At 70.0% G+C, this 18120-nt stretch carries 19 protein-coding genes; 6 read left to right on the forward strand and 13 right to left on the reverse strand.

Going from position 1 to position 18120, the window contains the following annotated elements:
• Positions 1 to 101: 101 nt before the first annotated feature.
• The 5 genes from CFN78_RS11980 to dop all read right to left on the reverse strand — a co-directional run bounded on the left by CFN78_RS11980 (position 102) and on the right by dop (position 4532).
• Positions 102 to 860 carry a class I SAM-dependent methyltransferase gene (locus tag CFN78_RS11980; protein ID WP_094862820.1) on the reverse strand — a complete coding sequence of 253 codons (759 nt, stop codon included), beginning with the start codon at positions 858 to 860 and terminating at the stop codon, positions 102 to 104.
• A gap of 74 nt (positions 861 to 934) precedes the next feature.
• Positions 935 to 1729: a proteasome subunit alpha gene (prcA, locus tag CFN78_RS11985; protein WP_094862821.1), complete on the reverse strand. Its 795-nt coding sequence runs from the start codon at positions 1727 to 1729 to the stop codon at positions 935 to 937.
• Between the two features lie 77 nt (positions 1730 to 1806).
• Positions 1807 to 2655 (reverse strand): proteasome subunit beta, encoded by an 849-nt coding sequence (gene prcB / locus CFN78_RS11990; protein WP_094862822.1) that lies wholly within the window; start codon positions 2653 to 2655, stop codon positions 1807 to 1809.
• Between the two features lie 78 nt (positions 2656 to 2733).
• Positions 2734 to 2928 carry a ubiquitin-like protein Pup gene (locus CFN78_RS11995; protein WP_094862823.1) on the reverse strand — a complete coding sequence of 65 codons (195 nt, stop codon included), beginning with the start codon at positions 2926 to 2928 and terminating at the stop codon, positions 2734 to 2736.
• Between the two features lie 101 nt (positions 2929 to 3029).
• Complete coding sequence (dop, locus tag CFN78_RS12000; RefSeq protein WP_094862824.1) at positions 3030 to 4532, reverse strand: depupylase/deamidase Dop; 1503 nt, start codon at positions 4530 to 4532, stop codon at positions 3030 to 3032.
• A gap of 34 nt (positions 4533 to 4566) precedes the next feature.
• On the opposite strand from dop, the gene CFN78_RS12005 reads away from it, so the two are divergent.
• Positions 4567 to 5079, forward strand: a complete 513-nt coding sequence (locus tag CFN78_RS12005) for an NUDIX domain-containing protein (RefSeq protein WP_094862825.1) — start codon at positions 4567 to 4569, stop codon at positions 5077 to 5079.
• On the opposite strand, the gene CFN78_RS12010 is transcribed toward CFN78_RS12005, so the two are convergent.
• From CFN78_RS12010 to arc, 4 genes are all read right to left on the reverse strand, one after another.
• On the reverse strand, positions 5070 to 5711 hold the full coding sequence (locus tag CFN78_RS12010) for a hypothetical protein (RefSeq protein WP_240519412.1): 642 nt from the start codon (positions 5709 to 5711) through the stop codon (positions 5070 to 5072). The two genes, CFN78_RS12005 and CFN78_RS12010, sit on opposite strands and share 10 nt — an antisense overlap.
• A gap of 57 nt (positions 5712 to 5768) precedes the next feature.
• Positions 5769 to 6707: an aldo/keto reductase gene (locus CFN78_RS12015; RefSeq protein ID WP_094862974.1), complete on the reverse strand. Its 939-nt coding sequence runs from the start codon at positions 6705 to 6707 to the stop codon at positions 5769 to 5771.
• 96 nt (positions 6708 to 6803) lie between these two features.
• Positions 6804 to 7136 (reverse strand): hypothetical protein, encoded by a 333-nt coding sequence (locus tag CFN78_RS12020; RefSeq protein ID WP_094862827.1) that lies wholly within the window; start codon positions 7134 to 7136, stop codon positions 6804 to 6806.
• 104 nt (positions 7137 to 7240) lie between these two features.
• The gene (gene arc, locus CFN78_RS12025) at positions 7241 to 9055 is read right to left on the reverse strand and encodes a proteasome ATPase (RefSeq protein WP_094862828.1); all 1815 of its coding nucleotides are present in this window, start codon (positions 9053 to 9055) and stop codon (positions 7241 to 7243) included.
• Between the two features lie 626 nt (positions 9056 to 9681).
• Between arc and CFN78_RS12030 the strand changes: the two genes are divergently transcribed.
• On the forward strand, positions 9682 to 10584 hold the full coding sequence (locus CFN78_RS12030) for a flagellar basal body-associated FliL family protein (protein WP_094862829.1): 903 nt from the start codon (positions 9682 to 9684) through the stop codon (positions 10582 to 10584).
• 102 nt (positions 10585 to 10686) lie between these two features.
• Here CFN78_RS12030 and CFN78_RS12035 read toward each other — a convergent pair whose 3' ends face one another.
• Both CFN78_RS12035 and CFN78_RS12040 read right to left on the reverse strand, forming a co-directional pair.
• On the reverse strand, positions 10687 to 11511 hold the full coding sequence (locus tag CFN78_RS12035; RefSeq protein ID WP_094862975.1) for a tRNA (adenine-N1)-methyltransferase: 825 nt from the start codon (positions 11509 to 11511) through the stop codon (positions 10687 to 10689).
• Between the two features lie 65 nt (positions 11512 to 11576).
• Positions 11577 to 12743 (reverse strand): M50 family metallopeptidase, encoded by a 1167-nt coding sequence (locus CFN78_RS12040; protein ID WP_094862830.1) that lies wholly within the window; start codon positions 12741 to 12743, stop codon positions 11577 to 11579.
• A gap of 172 nt (positions 12744 to 12915) precedes the next feature.
• On the opposite strand from CFN78_RS12040, the gene CFN78_RS12045 reads away from it, so the two are divergent.
• The 3 genes from CFN78_RS12045 to CFN78_RS12055 all read left to right on the forward strand — a co-directional run bounded on the left by CFN78_RS12045 (position 12916) and on the right by CFN78_RS12055 (position 15656).
• Positions 12916 to 13803 carry a RecB family exonuclease gene (locus CFN78_RS12045; RefSeq protein ID WP_094862831.1) on the forward strand — a complete coding sequence of 296 codons (888 nt, stop codon included), beginning with the start codon at positions 12916 to 12918 and terminating at the stop codon, positions 13801 to 13803.
• A gap of 67 nt (positions 13804 to 13870) precedes the next feature.
• The gene (locus tag CFN78_RS12050; RefSeq protein WP_094862832.1) at positions 13871 to 14650 is read left to right on the forward strand and encodes a thioesterase family protein; all 780 of its coding nucleotides are present in this window, start codon (positions 13871 to 13873) and stop codon (positions 14648 to 14650) included.
• A 73-nt stretch (positions 14651 to 14723) separates the two neighbouring features.
• Positions 14724 to 15656 (forward strand): ParA family protein, encoded by a 933-nt coding sequence (locus tag CFN78_RS12055; protein WP_094862976.1) that lies wholly within the window; start codon positions 14724 to 14726, stop codon positions 15654 to 15656.
• A gap of 59 nt (positions 15657 to 15715) precedes the next feature.
• Here CFN78_RS12055 and hisG read toward each other — a convergent pair whose 3' ends face one another.
• The gene (gene hisG, locus CFN78_RS12060; RefSeq protein WP_094862833.1) at positions 15716 to 16561 is read right to left on the reverse strand and encodes an ATP phosphoribosyltransferase; all 846 of its coding nucleotides are present in this window, start codon (positions 16559 to 16561) and stop codon (positions 15716 to 15718) included.
• Positions 16562 to 16610: 49 nt separating this feature from the next.
• A complete protein-coding gene (locus CFN78_RS12065) occupies positions 16611 to 16874 on the reverse strand; it encodes a phosphoribosyl-ATP diphosphatase (RefSeq protein ID WP_094862834.1) in 264 nt (87 codons plus the stop codon).
• A gap of 313 nt (positions 16875 to 17187) precedes the next feature.
• On the opposite strand from CFN78_RS12065, the gene CFN78_RS12070 reads away from it, so the two are divergent.
• A complete protein-coding gene (locus CFN78_RS12070) occupies positions 17188 to 17979 on the forward strand; it encodes a class I SAM-dependent DNA methyltransferase (protein ID WP_094862835.1) in 792 nt (263 codons plus the stop codon).
• Positions 17980 to 18120: the final 141 nt, after the last annotated feature.

An 18120-nucleotide genomic window follows, 5' to 3' on the forward strand; every position in this document is an offset into this window, starting at 1 on the left:
ACTAGTACTCCCAGCCATAGCTCATGATCTTGCGGCGTGACGGCCACTACCGGCGACAAAGCAGCGCCAACGAAGAGATACAACGATCTACGACTGAAGTACTAGGCCGGTCGTTTCCGCGTTTCGACGAGGAAACGCTTCGTGTAGGCCTGAAACGATCCCCCCTCCCGGATCCGCTCGTGCATCGCGCGCAGCCGATCGCGGTACCGGTCCACCTCGAACCCGGGGACCGTCCAGACCACCTTGCGCAGGAAATAGACGACGGCGCCGACGTCGTGGAACTCGGCGAGCAGCGACTCCGAGCGCAGGTCGACCACGTCCATCCCGGCCCGCTCCGCTGCCGCCACCGCCCGGCCGGTGCTTCGCGAGTCATCCACGGGCTGCGGTCCGAGGAAGAACTCGGTCAGTTCCGCCATGGTCGCCTGCCCGACCTGCTGGGAAAGGAAGGTCCCACCGGGGCGCAACACCCGGCCGATCTCGTCCCACCACGTCGTCACCGGGTGCCGGGCCGACACCAGATCGACAGTGCCCGCACGCAAGGGCAGGCGCGGCACGTCACCGGCCGCGACAACGTGCACTCCCAGCGGACGCAGGTTCACCGAGGCACGCGCCAGGTTCGGCGGCCACGACTCGACGGCGACCGTCAACGGGGCCCGTCGTCCCACACCGGCAAGCACCTCGCCCCCGCCGGTCTGCACGTCGAGCGCCACCCCGGCCTCGGCCATCCGGGCGGCCAGCAACCGCGCGTAACCCCAGGACGGTCGTTCCTCGGTAGCCCGGCCGTCCAGCCAGGCGAAGTCCCAGCCGTCCACCGGGACGGCGGCGGCCTCGGCGACCAGGTCCTCGAACTCGCGATCCATCCGGCAACCGTGCCATGTGGACGAATGGGCGGCCACCGGATTCCCGGCGACCGCCCACTCCTGCCTGCGATGTCCTATGTGGACTGCCCGGAGCCGGACTCTCCCTCGTCACCGGAATCCTTGTCTCCCTTGGCATCCGGGTCGGCCTTCTCCGGTTCGGCAGGCAGCAGCGCCTCCAGCGCGGCACCCTCGATCCGGCGGAACTTGCGCAACGGACGCTCCCGGTCGAGCACGGCGACCTCGAGCTTCACCGGATCCGTCTCGTTGGTTCCGTTGTTCGTCGATCCCGGTGTGTTCGCCCGCGGAGCCCGCAGCGCACCCACCGCGATACCGACCGCGCCCTGCAGGTCCAGCCCTGCCTCGAAGGTGTCCTTCAACGTCCCGCTGATCGCGTCGGCCTGTCCGCCCATCACCACGAAACGCGGCTCGTCCCCGATCGACCCGTCGTAGGTGAGCCGGTAAAGCTGGTCGTCCTCCGAGGACGCGCCCACCTCCGCCACGCAGATCTCGACCTCGAACGGCTTGAGCTGCTCGGTGAAGATCGAACCCAGTGTCTGGGCGTAGACGTTCGCGAGCTGCCGCGCGGACACGTCCCGCCGGTCGTAGGCGTACCCCCACAGATCGACGTGCTTGATCCCGGCACGGCGGAGACTCTCGAACTCGCTGTACCGGCCGACCGCGGCGAAGCCGATCCGGTCGTAGATCTCGGAAACCTTGTGCAGGGTCGTCGACGGGTTCTCCGCGACGAACAGCACCCCACCGGCGTACTTCAGCACGACGACGCTCCGGCCCCGCGCAATTCCCTTGCGCGCGAGCTCGGACCGCTCTCGCATCAGTTGTTCCGGCGAGGCGTACAGCGGCATCGTCACGGCATTTGCTCCGCTCTGTTCATGGCTATCTCAAACACTGGCTTCAGGAAGAAAGGACCCGGTTCCGGGCGGAGACGTCAGCCCGCCGCCGCCGAACGGTCACGCACCACGGCCTCGGCCACCGCCGCGGTCCGCTCCGCCGAAACCGCCACGGCACCCTCGGCGGCGGTGATCGTCACGACGTTCGGGAAAATCCGGCGCACCAGATCCGGACCACCGGTCGCGGTGTCGTCGTCCGCGGCGTCGTAGAGGGCCTCGACGGCCGCGCGCACGGCCGCGTCGGCATCCGCCCGCGGATCGTGCAACTTCTTCAGCGCGGACTTCGCGAACAGCGAGCCCGAACCGATCGCGTGGTAACCGGCGTTCTCCTCGTACCGCCCACCGGTGACGTCGTAGGAGACGATCCGCCCGGCACGATCCGGGTCGCCGGCCTCGGTGTCGTAGCCGACGAACAGCGGCAGCACGGCGAGGCCCGCCATCGCGATGTCCAGGTTCCCCTTCACCATCGTCGACAGCTTGTTCGTCTTGCCGTCCAGCGAGAGCCGCACGCCCTCGATCTTCTCGTAGTGGGCGAGCTCGACCGCGTACAGCCGGACGAGCTCCAGCGCGATCCCGGCGGTACCGGCGATCCCGACCGCCGAGTAGTCGTCGGTGACGTACACCTTCTCAAGGTCCCGCGAGGCGATCAGGTTCCCCGAGGTGGCGCGCCGGTCACCCGCGATCAGCACACCGCCCCGGAACGTCGCCGCGACGATCGTGGTGCCGTGCGGGGCGTCCAGGCCCCCACCTCCGGCCTGCACCGACCGGGCGCCCGGCAGCAGCTCGGGTGCCTGCGCCCGCAGGAAGTCGGTGAACGAGGAGGACGTGGCCGCCAGGTAGGCGGGCGGAAGCGCTCCGCCGGAGAGGGCGGACGAGGTGTTTTCCATGCGTGCTCGTGATTCCCATCGAACTGAGGTCGGGCGTGTCTGTGGTGCCGGAGCGAACCGGTAGCCGTCGGCCGGCTACTACTCGCCGCCCTTCTGCACGTAAGCGCGGACGAAGTCCTCGGCGTTCTCCTCGAGAACGTCGTCGATCTCGTCGAGGATCGTGTCCACGTCCTCGCCGAGCTTCTCCCGGCGTTCCTGGCCTGCGGCACCGCCGTCCTCGATCTCCTCGTCGGAGTCGCCGCCGCCATGACGCTCGATCTTTTCCTGAGCCATCTCGCCTCCCGGTGTGGCCGTTGCCCCTAAGCGTACCCAGCCGGGGCGTCGGATTGTGGATCCGCGGGCCCCGGCCCGCTAGTCCGTTACGGTCCGTCCGGTTAGTCCGATCCAGTGAGCGCCTCGACCAGTTCCTCCGCCGTGGCCGAGTCGTCCAGCAGCTTGCCCACGTGCGCCTTGGTACCCCGCAAGGGCTCCAGCGTAGGAATACGCACCAGTGACTCGCGCCCCACGTCGAAGATCACCGAATCCCAGGAGGCCGCCGCGATCGACGCCGCGTACTTCTCCAGCGTCCGGCCGCGGAAGTAGGCCCGGGTGTCCGAGGGTGGCGTGGTGATGGCCGCCTGCACCTCCTCCTCGGTGACCAGGCGCTTCATCGAGCCGCGGGTCACCAGGCGGTTGTACAGGCCCTTGTCCAGCCGGACGTCCGAGTACTGCAGGTCGACCAGGTGCAGCCGAGGAGCGCCCCAGCCGAGCTGGTCCCGCTGCCGGTACCCCTCGAGCAGACGCAGCTTCGCGGGCCAGTCCAACCGGTCCGCGCACTCGGCCGGGTCCCTGGCCAGCGCGTCCAGCGTCTCGCCCCAGATCCGCAGGACCTCGAGTGCGTCGTCCTCGGCACCGGTGCGCCGCAGATGCGCGGCGGCCAGCTCGTGGTAGGCGAACTGCAGGTCGAGGCCGGTGTACTTGCGCCCGTTCGCCAGCTCGACCTTCGCCCTCAACGTCGGATCGTGGCTGATCTGGTGAACCGCCCGCACCGGCTCGTTGAGCTTCAGTTCGTCGAAGCGCACACCCGCCTCGATCATGTCCAGCACCAGAGCCGACGTACCCAGCTTCAGGTAGGTGGAGTACTCGGCGAGGTTCGCGTCACCGACGATGACGTGCAGTCTGCGGTACTTGTCCGCGTCCGCGTGCGGCTCGTCGCGGGTGTTGATGATGCCGCGCTTCAGCGTCGTCTCCAGGCCGACCTCGACCTCGATGTAGTCGGCGCGCTGGGAGAGCTGGAAGCCCGCCTCCTCACCCTGCTGGCCGATGCCCACCCGGCCGGAGCCCGTCATCACCTGCCGGGACGCGAAGAACGGCGTCAGCCCGCCGATCACCGCGGTGAACGGCGTCGACCGCGCCATCAGGTAGTTCTCGTGCGTGCCGTAGCTCGCGCCCTTGCCGTCGACGTTGTTCTTGTACAACTGCAGGGGCGGCTGACCGGGCACCGTCGCGGCCTTCATGGCCGCCAGTTCCATCACCCGCTCACCCGCCTTGTCCCAGATGACCCCGTCCCGCGGGTTCGTCACCTCCGGCGCGGAGTACTCGGGGTGCGCGTGGTCGACGTAGAGCCGCGCCCCGTTGGTCAGGATGACGTTCGCCGCGCCCAGGTCCTCGACGTCCGGGTCGGGTGCCGGGCCACTGGGACCGCTGAGGTCGAAGCCCCGCGCATCCCGCAGCGGGGATTCCACCTCGTAGTCCCACCGCGCCCTGCGCGCCCGCGGAATGTCCGCGGCCGCCGCGTACGCCAGCACGACCTGTGTCGAGGTCAGTACCGGGTTCGCGGTGGCGTCTCCCGGCACCGCGATGCCGTACTCCACCTCGGTTCCCATGATCCGCCGCATGCGCCCACCCTACGGGGGATGCGAGGATGACGCGGTGTCGGTCGGTGACGAATCAGTGGCCCGTTACGACGAGGCGGGCAGGGTGATCGGCAGTGCCCGGCGGGCGGACGTGCGCGCTCACGGCCTGTGGCACGCGTCCGGCGTGGTGCTGGTCCGTTCGGTGGACGGCGGCAGCGTCTACCTTCACCGGCGGTCACCGGACAAGGATGTGTTCCCCGGCACCTACGACTGCTGGGCGGGAGGCGTCGTCGCGGCCGGTGAGGATCCCGCCGACTGCGCCCGCCGCGAACTCGGTGAGGAACTCGGGATCCACGGCGTCACACCGGTCTTCCTGTACACACTGACCTTCGACGAACCGCCGGTCCGCTGCCACAACCACGCGTACGAGGTGCGCTGGGACGGGCCGATCGCGCACCAGCCGGAGGAGATCGTCGACGGGCGCTGGATTCCGCTCGGCGAACTGCGTTCCATGGCGGAGGACCCGGCCAGCCCGTTCATCCCCGACGGCCGCGCCGGGATTCTCGAGTGGTTCCGCCGCTACTGCTGACGCTGCAGTGCCTTCGCGGTCACCGGTGCGAGCCGCTGCGCGGCCTCGGCGGCACGCTCCGGGGTACTGGCCACCACGTGCAGGGCGGAGAGCAGCGGCCCACGGGCGAGCACGACCGTGCACTCGGTGTCGGCACACCAGCCGCGCGCCGAGTCCGCGCCGACCGGCACGTCCACGGTCAGCTCCTCACCCGGGCAGCCGAGTTCGGTGAGCACCTGGGAAGCAGGCCTGTCCGTGTAGGCGTTGACCTCCTGGCTCAGCCGCGACCCGCTCGGGTACTGCCAGGTCATGCTGCCCGGAGGCGTCGCGCCGGAGGGAATGGCGTCGATACACGCCGATGCGGGCGGCGTGGGCAGGGCCGGCGTGACACCTTCCTCGGCGACGTCGGCGTCGGTCAGTTGCGCCGCGGTCACCTGCCCCGCCGGGTCGGCGTCCCCACGGGGAGCGCTCGGCGACGGTGGCGCGGCGCTCGGTGCGGTACTCGCCCGATCCGCCTCCTGCGCCGCGGCGCCGTAGTAGGTGTCCAGGTCGTTCGCCCGGTCGGCGCAGCCCGACAGGCAGGCGACCACGCCTGCCGCCGCGGCGAGCACTAGCGCTTGACGCACCGTCTTGTCCCCTTCGATCCCCGTCACGTCCGTGCACTCACCCCGTCACGGTGAGCGGTCGCACGACAGTAATGCACCGCCTTCTCAGACCCACCGCAGGGCGGAACGCCGGTTCCAGTACTCCTCCGGGGGCTCGGCCAGCTCGGCCACCCTCGCCAGATCCTCGTCCCCGATGTCCACTGTGGACGCCAGGAGATTCGAGGAGAGCTGTCCCGCGCCGGAGGGCCCGAGGAGGACCCCGTCCGCCCACGGCTGCGCCAGTGCGACGGCCACGGCGATCGCGTCGGGTGTCACGCCGCGATCCCCGGCGAGCTCGACGAGCAGCTCCGGGGCGTCGACAGCCAGTCTTCCGTTGGCGAGGGTTTCCTTCAGCAGCACCAGGTTCCCGGCCGCACGCGCCTGGTCCAGCGCCGCTCCCGCGGAGGGCTCCAGTGCGTTCCACGTCGACTGCACGGCGGTGAACACCCGCTGCCCGGACACTTCCAGTGCCAGGCCGCGCTCGATGGCCTCGTGCTGCCGCGGGCCGGAGGTGGAGAAGCCGGTGCGCACCCCGCTCGCCGCCAGCTCGGCCAGCGCGGCGAGCAGCGCGTGGTCGGCGAACAACGGGCTGTCCGAAGTCAGCGAATGCACCTGGTACAACGACACCCCACTGCCGAGCAAGCCCTGAGTTTCGCTCCATTGGGTGGAAAATCTCGCCAGCGAGTGCTCCTTCGCCTCGTGCTGATCGGCATCCAGCCGCCAGTCCCCGACATAGGCGTAACCCCACTTGCTCGACACCGTGACGTCGGCGTGCCCGCGATCGCGGAGCCATCCCGCGAGGAATTCCTCCGCGAGTCCGTACGAACGAGCCGTGTCGACCCACCGGATCCCGGCCGCGTACGCGGCATCGAGCACGTCGTGGGTGAACGTCCGCATGGCCTCGACGCCGCGGCCCTCCGGCAGTGCGCCGACCCGGCCGAGATTGATGTAGGCCGGCCTGCCCAGTGCGGCGAGACCCAGTCCGATTCTTCCGCCGATGGTCATGTCCGGCACGGTATCGACCCTCCGCGCGTCGTTGCTGATTTTGGTTCGCGGGTCCAAGTTTTTGGACAAAGCGTCAGTGTATATATCGTTATACACCTATTTGGAACGCAGGATCGCCAGCCACTGATCCGAGGTGAGCGCCTGGCGATGCAGCTTCTCCAGCCGGGCGGCGGGCGCCCGCACGTACCCCTTGCCGAAGACCGGGGCGATCTGCCGCAGGCTCGCCCCCTCCTCCCTGGCCGCCAGCAACACCCAGTCGGACGCGTCCGCACAGGCGGCGGACGCCGCACGCAGCTCCCCCAGCACCTCGATCAGTTCCGTGGCGTGCACCTCCCCCGCACGGACCCGGTCGGAGGTCTCCCCGATCCAGGCGAGGACATCCGCGGCCGTGATCGGCGCGCGCGGACGTGGGCGTTCCGGCTCATCCATGCGGCGAAGTATAGAACGTTATACGGAACAACGGGGCCGGACACTCCGGACGCGACTGTGCCGCCGGCGAAGGTTTCGCCGGCGGCACAGTCGCGTGCGAACCGCTACAGGTACTGGCCCGTATTGGTCGCGGTGTCGATCGCCCGGCCGGAATCCTGGTTCTTACCGGTGACGAGGGTGCGGATGTAGACGATCCGCTCCCCCTTCTTGCCGGAGATCCGGGCCCAGTCGTCGGGATTGGTGGTGTTCGGCAGATCCTCGTTCTCGGCGAACTCGTCGACGATGGCGTCGAGCAGGTGCTGCACGCGCAGACCTGGCTGCTTCGTCTCCAGAACCGACTTGATGGCCGCCTTCTTGGACCGGTCGACGATGTTCTGGATCATCGCACCCGAGTTGAAGTCCCGGAAGTACAGGACTTCCTTGTCTCCGTTGGCATAGGTGACCTCGAGGAAGCGGTTCTCGTCGCTCTCCTCGTACATCCGCTCGACGGTGTGCTGGATCATCGCGTCGAACGTCGCCTTGTGGTCGCCGCCGAACTCGGCCAGATCGTCCGCGTGCACCGGGAGACCGCCCGCGAGGTACTTGGAGAAGATGTCCTTCGCGCCCTCGGCGTCCGGCCGCTCGATCTTGATCTTCACGTCGAGCCTGCCGGGTCGCAGGATCGCCGGGTCGATCATGTCCTCGCGGTTGGAGGCACCGATGACGATGACGTTCTCCAGGCCCTCGACACCGTCGATCTCCGAGAGGAGCTGCGGGACGATCGTCGTCTCGACATCGGAGGACACACCACTGCCGCGGGTGCGGAAGATCGAGTCCATCTCATCGAAGAACACGATCACCGGAGTACCCTCGGAAGCCTTCTCCCTGGCCCGCTGGAAGATCAGCCGGATGTGCCGCTCCGTCTCACCGACGAACTTGTTCAGCAGCTCCGGGCCCTTGATGTTGAGGAAGTACGACTTCGCCTCGGACCCGTCGCCCGGATCGTCGCCCCGTGCCAGCGCCACCTTCTTCGCCAGCGAATTGGCCACGGCCTTGGCGATCAGCGTCTTGCCGCAGCCGGGCGGGCCGTAGAGCAACACACCCTTCGGCGGCCGGAGCTGGTACTCCAGGTACAGGTCCGAGTGCAGGAAGGGCAGCTCCACCGCGTCGCGGATCTGCTCGATCTGCCTGCCGAGACCACCGATGTCCTCGTAGCTGACGTCGGGCACCTCCTCCAGCACGAGGTCCTCGACCTCCGCCTTCGGCACCCGCTCGTAAGCGTAGCCCGCCTTCGAGTCCACCAGCAGCGAATCACCCGGCTTCAGCGCGTGTTCCGCGAGCGGGTCGGACAGGAACACCACGCGCTCCTCGTCGGCATGGCCGACGACCAGCGCGCGCGAGCTGCCACCTTCCGTCTCGGGCAGCAGGACCTCGCGCAGAGCGCACACCTCGCCGGTGCGCTCGAAGTCACCACCCTCGACGACCGTGAGCGCCTCGTTCAGCCGCAGTGCCTGGCCGCGCTGGAGAGAGTCGATCTCGACCGCGGGTGACACCGACACCCGCATCTTCCGGCCGGAGGTGTAGACGTCGACCGTGCTGTCCTCGTACGCCGCCACGAACACGCCGTAACCGCTGGGTGGCTGTGCGAGCCGGTCGACCTCCTCCCGCAGCGCCAGGAGCTGACCTCTCGCCTCACGCAGCGTCTCGATCAGCTTGTTGTTCCGCTCGGTGAGCTGCTCCACCCGCTCAGTGGCTTCCGTGAGGCGCTGTTCGAGCACCTTGTTCTGCCGGGGGGAATCGGTGAGCTTGCGCCGCAGCAGCACCACTTCCTCTTCGAGGAAGCGAATCTGCCTTGCCTGTTCGGGTGTTGCCGTACCGGACTCCGACGTATCTGAAGGGTCGGCCTCCTCGTGCCGACCTCCGGGAAGGTCATCGTGCATTTCGGCACCTCCTCGGAATGCATTTCCTTACACGGTACCGGCGAACACCGACATTCGAAGAACAATCCACATCACAGGATCGGCGCGTCGCGGCCGGAACACGAACCGTCGGGCCGCACAAGGTCCAACTCGGTGGCAAAGCACGCCCCCGCCTGGCTACCGTGCGTTCACTCGCCGTCCACGCCTCGTCGTGATCACGCACGGTGAGCGAGATCGAGCCGGTCGGACGAGAGTGATCCACGTCGCATTCGGCCCCTCGAATTTCGCACGCCACCACCCCGGCAGACACCGAACCTCCGGTAAGCGACGAATCGGACGCGGGCCGGTCTGACCCACCCGTTCCACCTCGGCCCGTCCCGATCACCGACCCGCCGGAAAGACGCCGGGACCCCGCCTGGAACGATCGCGGGCACAGGCGGACGCCGGCGGAGGACCTGCCGGCTGTCGAGCACGGGAAGGCCGCTACACCGCCTGGCATCCAGCCGGGCCACACAGCGAGGCCGCGGGGAGAACGGACCCGGCGGCACCGATCGGGCCGACCGCACGTCCTACGCCTGTCCCGTCATGCGTCACCGTCCGGAGGCGCCGACAATTCGGGGGAGCCGGACCTACTTGGAGAGAACGCGATGACTTATCCGCCGCAGCAGCCCGGCCCGCAGGGACAACCGGATCCCTACGGGCAGCAGGGGCCGTACGGCCAGCAGCCACCCGGCGGTTACTACCCGCCCAGCGGCCCGCAACCGCAACAGCCCCAGCAGGGCGGATATCCCACTCAGCAATTCGGCAACCAGGACCCGTACGGCCAGGCCGATCCGTACGGACAGCAGCCCCAGGCGCCGTACGGCCAGCAGGATCCCTACGGACAGGCGCAGCCGACCCAGCAGTTCGGCACACCGCAGTACGGCCAGCCCGCCCCCTACGGTCAGCAGCCCCAGGATCCGTACGGCCAGCAGGGCGTCTACCCGGCCGGCCCCGGCGGGCCCGGCGGGCCGCCGCCGAAAAAGAAGAAGACCGGCCTCATCGTCGCGATCGCGATCGCCGCGGTCCTGCTCATCGGCGGCGGGGTCACCGCCTTCCTCCTGCTGAACAAGGACGAGGAGGCACCCCAGGCGCAGCCGCCGGCCTCCTCGGAGCAGAGCAGCGCCCCGCAGGAGCCGTCGCCGAGCGAGGACAGCGGATCGGCGGAGCCCTCGGAATCGGAGTCGGAGTCGACCGAGAGCCCGGCCCCGGACAGCGGCGAACCCAACCCGAACGGCAAGGCCACCGCCAAGGAGGCCGCCGACGCCGTCGCGGCCGCCTACACAACCGGCGACAAGCAGGCCGTGCAGGAACTGGTCTGCGCCAGCAAGGGCGACCAGGTGCCGGAGCTGCCGCCCGGCCTGAAGGTCGAGATCACCGGGGAACCCGTGGAGAACGGGGACACCGCGGAGGTGCCGACGAAGGCGACCGGCCCCGGCGGGGAGAACGAGTTCCAGCTCATCGTCAAGAACGAGGGCGGGAGCTGGTGCTACTTCGGTGACCGCACCTGAGGCGCCGATGCCGAGCGGACATGGCCCGGCTCCCGGAGAGATCCGGGAGCCGGGCCATTTCCTTCTGTGACGGCATTTCCGGGGACGGGCGCGGCGTACCGCTCAGCCCTTGCTGGGCCTGCGACGGGGACGCGGCGGCACGACACCGTCGGCGAGCCTGCGGGCGATGATCAGGAACGCGGTGTGCGCGACCATCCGGTGCTCCGGCCGGACGGCCAGTCCCACCGAATGCCACGGCCGCATCAGGGTCTCGAACGACTCCGGCTCCGTCCAGCACTGCTGCTCACGCAACGCCTCGGTGACCGCGGAGAGTTGTGTGACGGTGGCGACGTAGACGACCAGCACCCCGCCGGGCACCAGGTTGCCCGCCACGGTCGGCAGCATCTCCCACGGCGAGAGCATGTCCAGCACCACCCGGTCCACCTCGCCCTCGTGGGTCGCGAGATCGGCCTGGTGCAGGGTCCAGTTCGGCGGGCGCTCACCGAAGAACCGCTCCACGTTGCGCACCGCGTACTCGGCGTGGTCCTCCCGTACCTCGTAGGAGGTGACGGTGCCCTCCGGCCCGGCGGCACGCAGCAGAGAGCAGGTCAGTGCCCCCGACCCGGCGCCGGCCTCCAGCACCCTCGCGCCGGGGAACACGTCGCCCCACATCACGATCTGCGCCGCGTCCTTCGGGTAGATCACCTGCGCGCCGCGCGGCATGGACAGCACGTAGTCCGGCAGCAGCGGGCGCAGCGCCAGGTAACCGGTGCCCGCGGCGGAACTGACCACGGAGCCCTCCGGCTCGCCGATCACGTCGTCGTGCGAGAGCACCCCCCGGTGGGTGTGGTACTGACCGCCGTCCTCCAGGACGATCGTGTAATGCCGTCCCTTGGGATCAGTCAACTGGACACGGTCACCAGCACGGAACGGCCCCCCTGCGGACACCCGGACCTCCACTCTCGTCTGCGGAAAAGAAGCGACTGATCCTCGCAGACGAGCGGCCGAACGGATCAGGCGGGACGACGGCCGGACATCGCGGCGCGCAGATCCTCCCGCCGCAGCACGCCCGCCGGCCTGCCCTCCTCGTCCACGACGAGGAACTGCCAGGCCGCGGCCTCCCGCACACGGTCGGCGATCTCCTCCCCGGGATCGGAGGACAGCAGCACCGTCTCCGCGCGGATCGGTTCCGCCGCCAGCTCCGCGGGCGAGTGCGGCGACCGCGCGGCCAGTTGCTCCGCGGCGGCCCGGTCGAGCAGGCCGGCCGCCACTCCGTCGGCGCGGACCAGCACCACTCCCCTGCCCGCCGAGGCGGCCAGGGCGTCCGAGACCGGACTCTCCGCGGGAAGCTGCAGCACGGGCCGAACCAGATCGGCGACGTTCAGCCCGTCCGGCCAGCTCCGCCTGCCCTCCGCGGCCAGTTCCCCGCTCGCACCCATCGCCACGAACCAGGCGGTCACCACACACACGCCGAGCCGCAGCCAGCGATCGTCGCTGCCGGAGGCCAGTCCCCACAGCGCCCAGACCAGCAGGCCGACGGCCACCAGCCCGCCCCCGAACACGGCGGCCCTGGTTCCCGTCGTGCGGGTCCCGGTCAGCGACCACACCCCCGCCCGCAACAGTCTGCCGCCGTCCAGGGGCAGGCCGGGCAGCAGGTTGAACAGGCCGACCGCGAAGTTGGCGACCGCGCACTGGGCGACCAGTAGCCAGGTGGCACCGTCCGGCGGCACGGCCAGGAGCAACAGCCAGCACAAGCCGCCGAGCAGCAGCGACACGACCGGGCCCGCGACCGCGATCATGCCCTCCTGCCCGGGCTTGCGGGGCGCGCGTGCGACCTCGGACAGCCCGCCCAGCAGGAACAGCCGCAGTCGCCGGACCGGGATGCCCAGACGCAGCGCCACCACACAGTGCCCCAGTTCGTGCGCCAGCACGGACAATCCGAGCAGCACCGCGAACGCCGCGGCAAGCGCCCAGGAGGTGCCGGCTCCCGCACCAGGCAGCAGCCTGGCGACCAGTGGGGCGTAGAGCACCACTACCGCGAGGGACCCGATCCACCACGATGGCGCGAGCACCACCGGCACGCCACCGACCCGGAACAGCAGCAGGCCACCGTCGACCACCGATTCCCGGCGGCCGATCCCGCGGGGCCGGCCCTGGGGCCGCTCACTGGTCGCCGACATGCGGTGAAGCCTAGAGCCCGCCGTGTGGGACCGCAGTGACCCGAACGCCGGGACCGCACGCCGGCACCGCCTCCTTCTCCTCCCGCCAAGCACCGCCGTACCGTGCCTGCCGCGCGAGACGCCCCGGGCGGCGTCGGGCGGCGTGTCGGTGGGCTGGCCTAGGGTGCCTGCCATGTCAGTGAACGCGACCGAGGAGTCCCCGCCGGAGAACCGGCCGGGCCCGCGCCGGCCCGCGTTGTCGCCCTCGCGCGCCAGCGACTTCAAGCAGTGCCCGCTGCTCTACCGTTTCCGCGCGGTGGACCGGATCCAGGAGGCGCCCTCGAAGGCCCAGCTCCGCGGCACCCTGGTGCACTCGGTGCTGGAGAAGCTGTTCGCGCTGCCGCGGGAGGAACGTGTCACCGAGCGGGCACACGAGCTGCTGCGGCCCGCGTGGACGGAGCTGTCCACCGACCGTCCGGAGTGGACGGAACTGTTCCCGGACGACGACCCGGCGGCGGTGGACGCCTGGGTCGGCTCCGCCGGTGAGCTGCTGGACAACTACTTCGGCATGGAGGACCCGGCCCGGCTGGACCCGGAGGCGTGTGAGCTGCACGTCGAGACCGAGCTCGGCTCGGGCGTCCGGCTGCGCGGGTACGTCGACCGGGTCGACGTGGCACCCACCGGTGAGATCCGGGTGGTCGACTACAAGACCGGTGCCGCCCCGCGTGAGATCGGCGAGGCGAAGGCGATGTTCCAGATGAAGTTCTACGCGGTCGTCCTGTGGCGACTGCGCGGCATCGTCCCCCACCAGCTCAAACTGATGTACCTGACCGACGGTCAGTCGCTCGCCTACACCCCGGACGAACCGGAGCTCCGGCGCTTCGAGCGCACCCTGGAAGCCATCTGGCAGGCCATTCTCCGCGCCGGGCGCACCGGGGACTTCCGGCCGAACCGCAGCAAGCTGTGCGGCTGGTGCGACCATCAGTCCCGGTGCCCGGAGTTCGGCGGTACCCCGCCGGAGTACCCGGGGTGGCCGGAACCCGACCCGGGCGAGGAGACTGCCCTCGATCGCGCCGACTGACGGCGGCACCGCGGACCACCTCCAGCACCACATCCGGCGAAACATCCCAGCGAGCACGGGAGTTGCTTTGACCGAGGCGTTCTTCGTCCCCGCCGGGGACGGCCGGTTCACCGCCACCCCGCACGCGGCGGGCCCCTGGACGCCGGAGGCGCAGCACTTCGGGCCGCCGTCGGCCCTGCTGGTGCGCGCTCTGGAACAACAGCCCGCCGACCGGCCGACGCTGCTCGCCAGGGTGACCATCGAGATCCTCGGTCCCGCTCCGGTGGGCACCGAACTGACCGTGCGCTCCGCGCTCGACCGGCCCGGCCGCTCGGTCGAGCTGCTCTCCGCCGAACTCGCGGCGGCCGGGCGCACCATCGCGCGTGCCTCGGCCTGGCGGTTCACCACCTCCGACTCCGGCGAGGTCGCCGTGGGAGGCGCCGCGCCGCTGCCCCCGGTCGCCGACGCCGAGCCGACCGGCTGGCCGGAGGGGTGGGGCGGCGGCTACCTGGAGGCGATGGAGTGGCTCGCCGTGCGTGGCGCCCCGGACCAGCCCGGGCCGGCGAGCGCCTGGGTCCGCCAGCGGGTCGCGCTCGTCGACGGAGAGGACCCGACTCCCCTGCAGCGCCTGTTCACCGTCGCCGACTCCGGCAACGGGGTGTCGAACCGGCTCGACCCGCGCGCGTGGTGGTTCATCAACTCCGAGCTGACAGTGCACATCCAGCGTCCGCCGGAGGGCGAGTGGATCGGCCTCGACGCGGCGACCGTGGTCGGGCCGCACGGGGTGGGGACCGCGCACAGCGTCCTGCACGACACCGCCGGACAGGTCGGATTCGGGGCACAGACACTTCTGGTACGGCCGCGCTGAGCCACTTCTGCGCGCGAACGTGACATGATCGTCCACCCCTGCCCGCAACGACGAGCCCATGGAGCCCGGTGGCATGCAGATCACCTCGGTGGTCAACCAGAAAGGCGGGGTCGGCAAGACCTCGCTCAGTGTCGGCGTCTCGGCGGCACTGGCCGAACGCGGCCGCCGTGTCCTGTTGATCGACCTCGATCCGCAGGGCCACGCGACCACGGAGATGCTCGGCCTGCCCGAACCGCCTCCCGAGGCGCCCAGCCTGGCGAAGGCCCTGACGAAGATGTGGCGGGGCCCGGTCGAGGAACTGATCGTCGCGCACCCGCGCAGCAACGTCGGACGGGGCGGGGCGTTCGACGTCATTCCCACCTCCCCCGGCATGTTCGACCTGGTGCGCAGGCTGGACCAGTTCCGGGTGCCCGGCTGGCAGCTCGCCAGGGTCCTGCAGTTCGCCAACTACGACCACGTCGTGATCGACTGCCCGCCCGCGCTGGACCTGTTGACCAACAACGCGCTCGCGGCGACACACGGGGTGCTGGTCCCGGTGCAGCCGGACCGGACGAGTATCCGGGCCCTGCGGTTGCTCAAGGAGCAGATCGACTACGTGGAGACGATGATCAAGCGGCCCCCGGTGGCCTACTTCGGGATCGTCCCGGGGCTCTACCGCAGGCCGATCTCGTCCTACGCGGTGGCGGCGATGAACGAGCTGCACGCCTTCGGAATCCCGGTACTGCCGCACGTCCCGCTGGGCGTGGTGATGAACGAGGCGGCGGCACGCGGGATGCCGGTGACCACGTTCGCGCCGGAGACCGTGCAGGCCGTGGCATTCCGGCAGATCGCCGAGGCGATCGATCACCCGGGCACACACCATCCGCCGCCGGAGATCACGCCCGATCAGGACTTCGTGTTCGAGGACTTCATCAGTGAGGTCTCCAGCACCCGGGACGCCAAGGACAACGGCTCCCGCCGCAAGCTCTACGACCTGATGCCCAAGCGCAACCGCCCGCCGCGCTGACCGTGCCGGGACCCGGCGCCCCCGTCACAGGGTGGCGCCGGTGGACGTTCCGGTGGATGTCACAGCCGGCAGGAGCGGATGTCCGAGGCGAGCACGGCCTTGGCGCCGACCTCGGCGAGCGCGTCCATCACGCGGTTGACCTCCCTGCGCGCCACCATTGCCCGCACCGCCACCCAGGACTCGACGGCCAGCGGGGCCACCGTCGGCGACTCGAGCCCGGGGGTGATCGCGATCGCCGCGTCGAGCAGCTCACGGGGGCAGTCGTAGTCGAGCATCATGTACTGCTGGGCGAACACGACGCCCTGCAGCCGGGCGGCGAGCTGTGCCTTGGCCCGTGATTCCGCACTGTCCGAGCGGTGGACCAGGACGGCTTCGGAGGTACAGATCGGGTCGCCGAAGGCCACCAGGCTGTGCTGGCGCAGGGTCCGGCCGGAGCCGACGACGTCCGCGACCGCGTCGGCCACACCGAGCTGGATCGAGATCTCCACGGCACCGTCGAGCCGGATCACCTCGGCCTCGACGCCCTGTCGTGCCAGATCGTCGCGCACCAGTCTCGGGTAGGAGGTGGCCAGGCGCTTGCCCTGCAGGTCGGCGACGGTCCAGTCGTGGCCCGCCGGGGCGGCGTAGCGGAAGGTGGAGCCACCGAAGCCGAGGGCGAGCGTCTCGGTGACCGGCGCTCCGGAGTCGAGCGCCAGATCGCGTCCGGTGATGCCCAGGTCCAGTTCGCCGGAGCCGACGTAGATCGGAATGTCCTTGGGGCGCAGGAAGAAGAACTCGACCTCGTTGGCCGGGTCGAGCACCGTCAGGTCCCGCTGCTCGTGCCGCTGGCGGTAGCCGGCCTCACCGAGCATCTCGGACGCGGCCGAGGCCAGCGCTCCCTTGTTGGGCACGGCGACACGCAGCACGTCGGATCTCCCTCGTGATCGGTACCGGGCCGCTCCGGCCCGGGGTCCGCTACAGGTAGCGGTAGACGTCCTCAGTGGACAGTCCGCGGCCGAGCATCATCACCTGGACCCGGTACAGGAGCTGGGATATCTCCTCGGCCAGCTTCTCGTCCGACTCGTACTCGGCGGCGATCCACACCTCGCCGGCCTCCTCGAGCACCTTCTTGCCCTGCGCGTGCACGCCCGCGTCCAGTGCCGTCACGGTGCCCGAGCCCTCGGGCCTGGTCCTCGCCCGGTCGGCCAGCTCGGCGAACAGCTCATCGAAGGTCTTCACGGCACGGATCTTCGCATCCGCGGCGGCCGTCTGGCCTGCCGACCCGCCCTGGCGTGACCCCCGCCTCCCCGGGCGTGGCGGGTGAATCAGCCGATCGGGAGCGCAGCCGGTGGCGGAGGCCGGACGAAGCGTTCCCGCCCGCGCGCCCCGGCGACACGGCGGTCGCGATACCCCGGGTGATCTGCTCGGCCGGAGTGGCCACCGGTGGTGTGACGTGACCGGTCCGAACGGCCAGGTCACGTTGACGAATCGACGGAACTGCAGTGTGATCGAGTAAAGGATCGATTCGGCCACACCTACAGAGAGATTGGTAATGGAGAGTCAGGAATCGTTTTCCGATGCCGCCCGCAGCGTCCGCCTGGACGTCCGCCTGCCCCGGCACAACGGGGATTTCGATCAGGATCGAGAGTTCTGCTCCGTTCTCGTCGACGGCACCTGGCGCGATATCCGGTTCCACGACTATGCCGGTATCTACCGAATTCCCGGCCTGTACGAGAAATTGTTCCACGACATTCTGGACTGCCGTTCGCCCGATGTCGTCGGAAAGCTGCTGAAGGAACAGATCCAGCGGGACGGGGTGGCGCCGTCGAGCCTGCGGGTCCTCGACCTCGGCGCGGGCAACGGCCTGGTCGGCGAGCAGATGCGGACGGTCGGCGCCGATCACCTGGTCGGCGTGGACATCACGCCGGAAGCCGGGACCGCGGTCGAACGCGACCGGCCGGGGACCTACGACGCCTACTACGTGACGGACGTGACCGACCCACCGCGGGAGGTGGCGGACGCGCTGGCGGGCGCCCGGCTGAACACCATGTCCTGCGTCGCGGCGCTGGGCTACGACGACATCCCGCCCTCGGCGTTCCGGGCCGCCTTCAACCTCATCGGCGACGGCGGCTGGATCGCTTTCACCATCAAGGACCGGTTCCTCTCCGCGGACGACACCTCCGGGTTCGCGGCCCTGATCAGCGCCTGCGAACGGGAGCATGTGCTGACCGTCCGCTCGTCGGAGCACTACCGGCACCGGCTCGACGTCGCGGGCAACCCGCTGCACTACGTCGCGATCGTCGGCACCAAGGAACGGGACATCCCGATCGATCTGCTGCCCTGAGTCGCGGGGGTCGCCTGGGACCCGGGACGTGCCGGACGGGTCCCTCGCCCGGCACGTCCCGCCCGGCGGGCGGTCAGGACCGGTCCAGGGCCCGTTCGATCGCGCGGCGGGCCCGGCCCTGGGCCACCCGGTCGTGCTGGA

This window comes from Amycolatopsis antarctica (genome assembly GCF_002262875.1).
Classification (GTDB): domain Bacteria; phylum Actinomycetota; class Actinomycetes; order Mycobacteriales; family Pseudonocardiaceae; genus Amycolatopsis; species Amycolatopsis antarctica.

Coding starts and splice junctions, on each gene's coding strand:
- CFN78_RS11980 (WP_094862820.1), bottom strand. CDS start 860: ATGGATCGCGAGTTCGAGGACCTGGTCGCCGAGGCCGCCGCCGTCCCG.
- prcB (WP_094862822.1), bottom strand. CDS start 2,655: ATGGAAAACACCTCGTCCGCCCTCTCCGGCGGAGCGCTTCCGCCCGCC.
- CFN78_RS11995 (WP_094862823.1), bottom strand. CDS start 2,928: ATGGCTCAGGAAAAGATCGAGCGTCATGGCGGCGGCGACTCCGACGAG.
- dop (WP_094862824.1), bottom strand. CDS start 4,532: ATGCGGCGGATCATGGGAACCGAGGTGGAGTACGGCATCGCGGTGCCG.
- CFN78_RS12015 (WP_094862974.1), bottom strand. CDS start 6,707: ATGACCATCGGCGGAAGAATCGGACTGGGTCTCGCCGCACTGGGCAGG.
- CFN78_RS12020 (WP_094862827.1), bottom strand. CDS start 7,136: ATGGATGAGCCGGAACGCCCACGTCCGCGCGCGCCGATCACGGCCGCG.
- arc (WP_094862828.1), bottom strand. CDS start 9,055: ATGCACGATGACCTTCCCGGAGGTCGGCACGAGGAGGCCGACCCTTCA.
- CFN78_RS12030 (WP_094862829.1), top strand. CDS start 9,682: ATGACTTATCCGCCGCAGCAGCCCGGCCCGCAGGGACAACCGGATCCC.
- CFN78_RS12040 (WP_094862830.1), bottom strand. CDS start 12,743: ATGTCGGCGACCAGTGAGCGGCCCCAGGGCCGGCCCCGCGGGATCGGC.
- CFN78_RS12045 (WP_094862831.1), top strand. CDS start 12,916: ATGTCAGTGAACGCGACCGAGGAGTCCCCGCCGGAGAACCGGCCGGGC.
- CFN78_RS12055 (WP_094862976.1), top strand. CDS start 14,724: ATGCAGATCACCTCGGTGGTCAACCAGAAAGGCGGGGTCGGCAAGACC.
- CFN78_RS12070 (WP_094862835.1), top strand. CDS start 17,188: ATGGAGAGTCAGGAATCGTTTTCCGATGCCGCCCGCAGCGTCCGCCTG.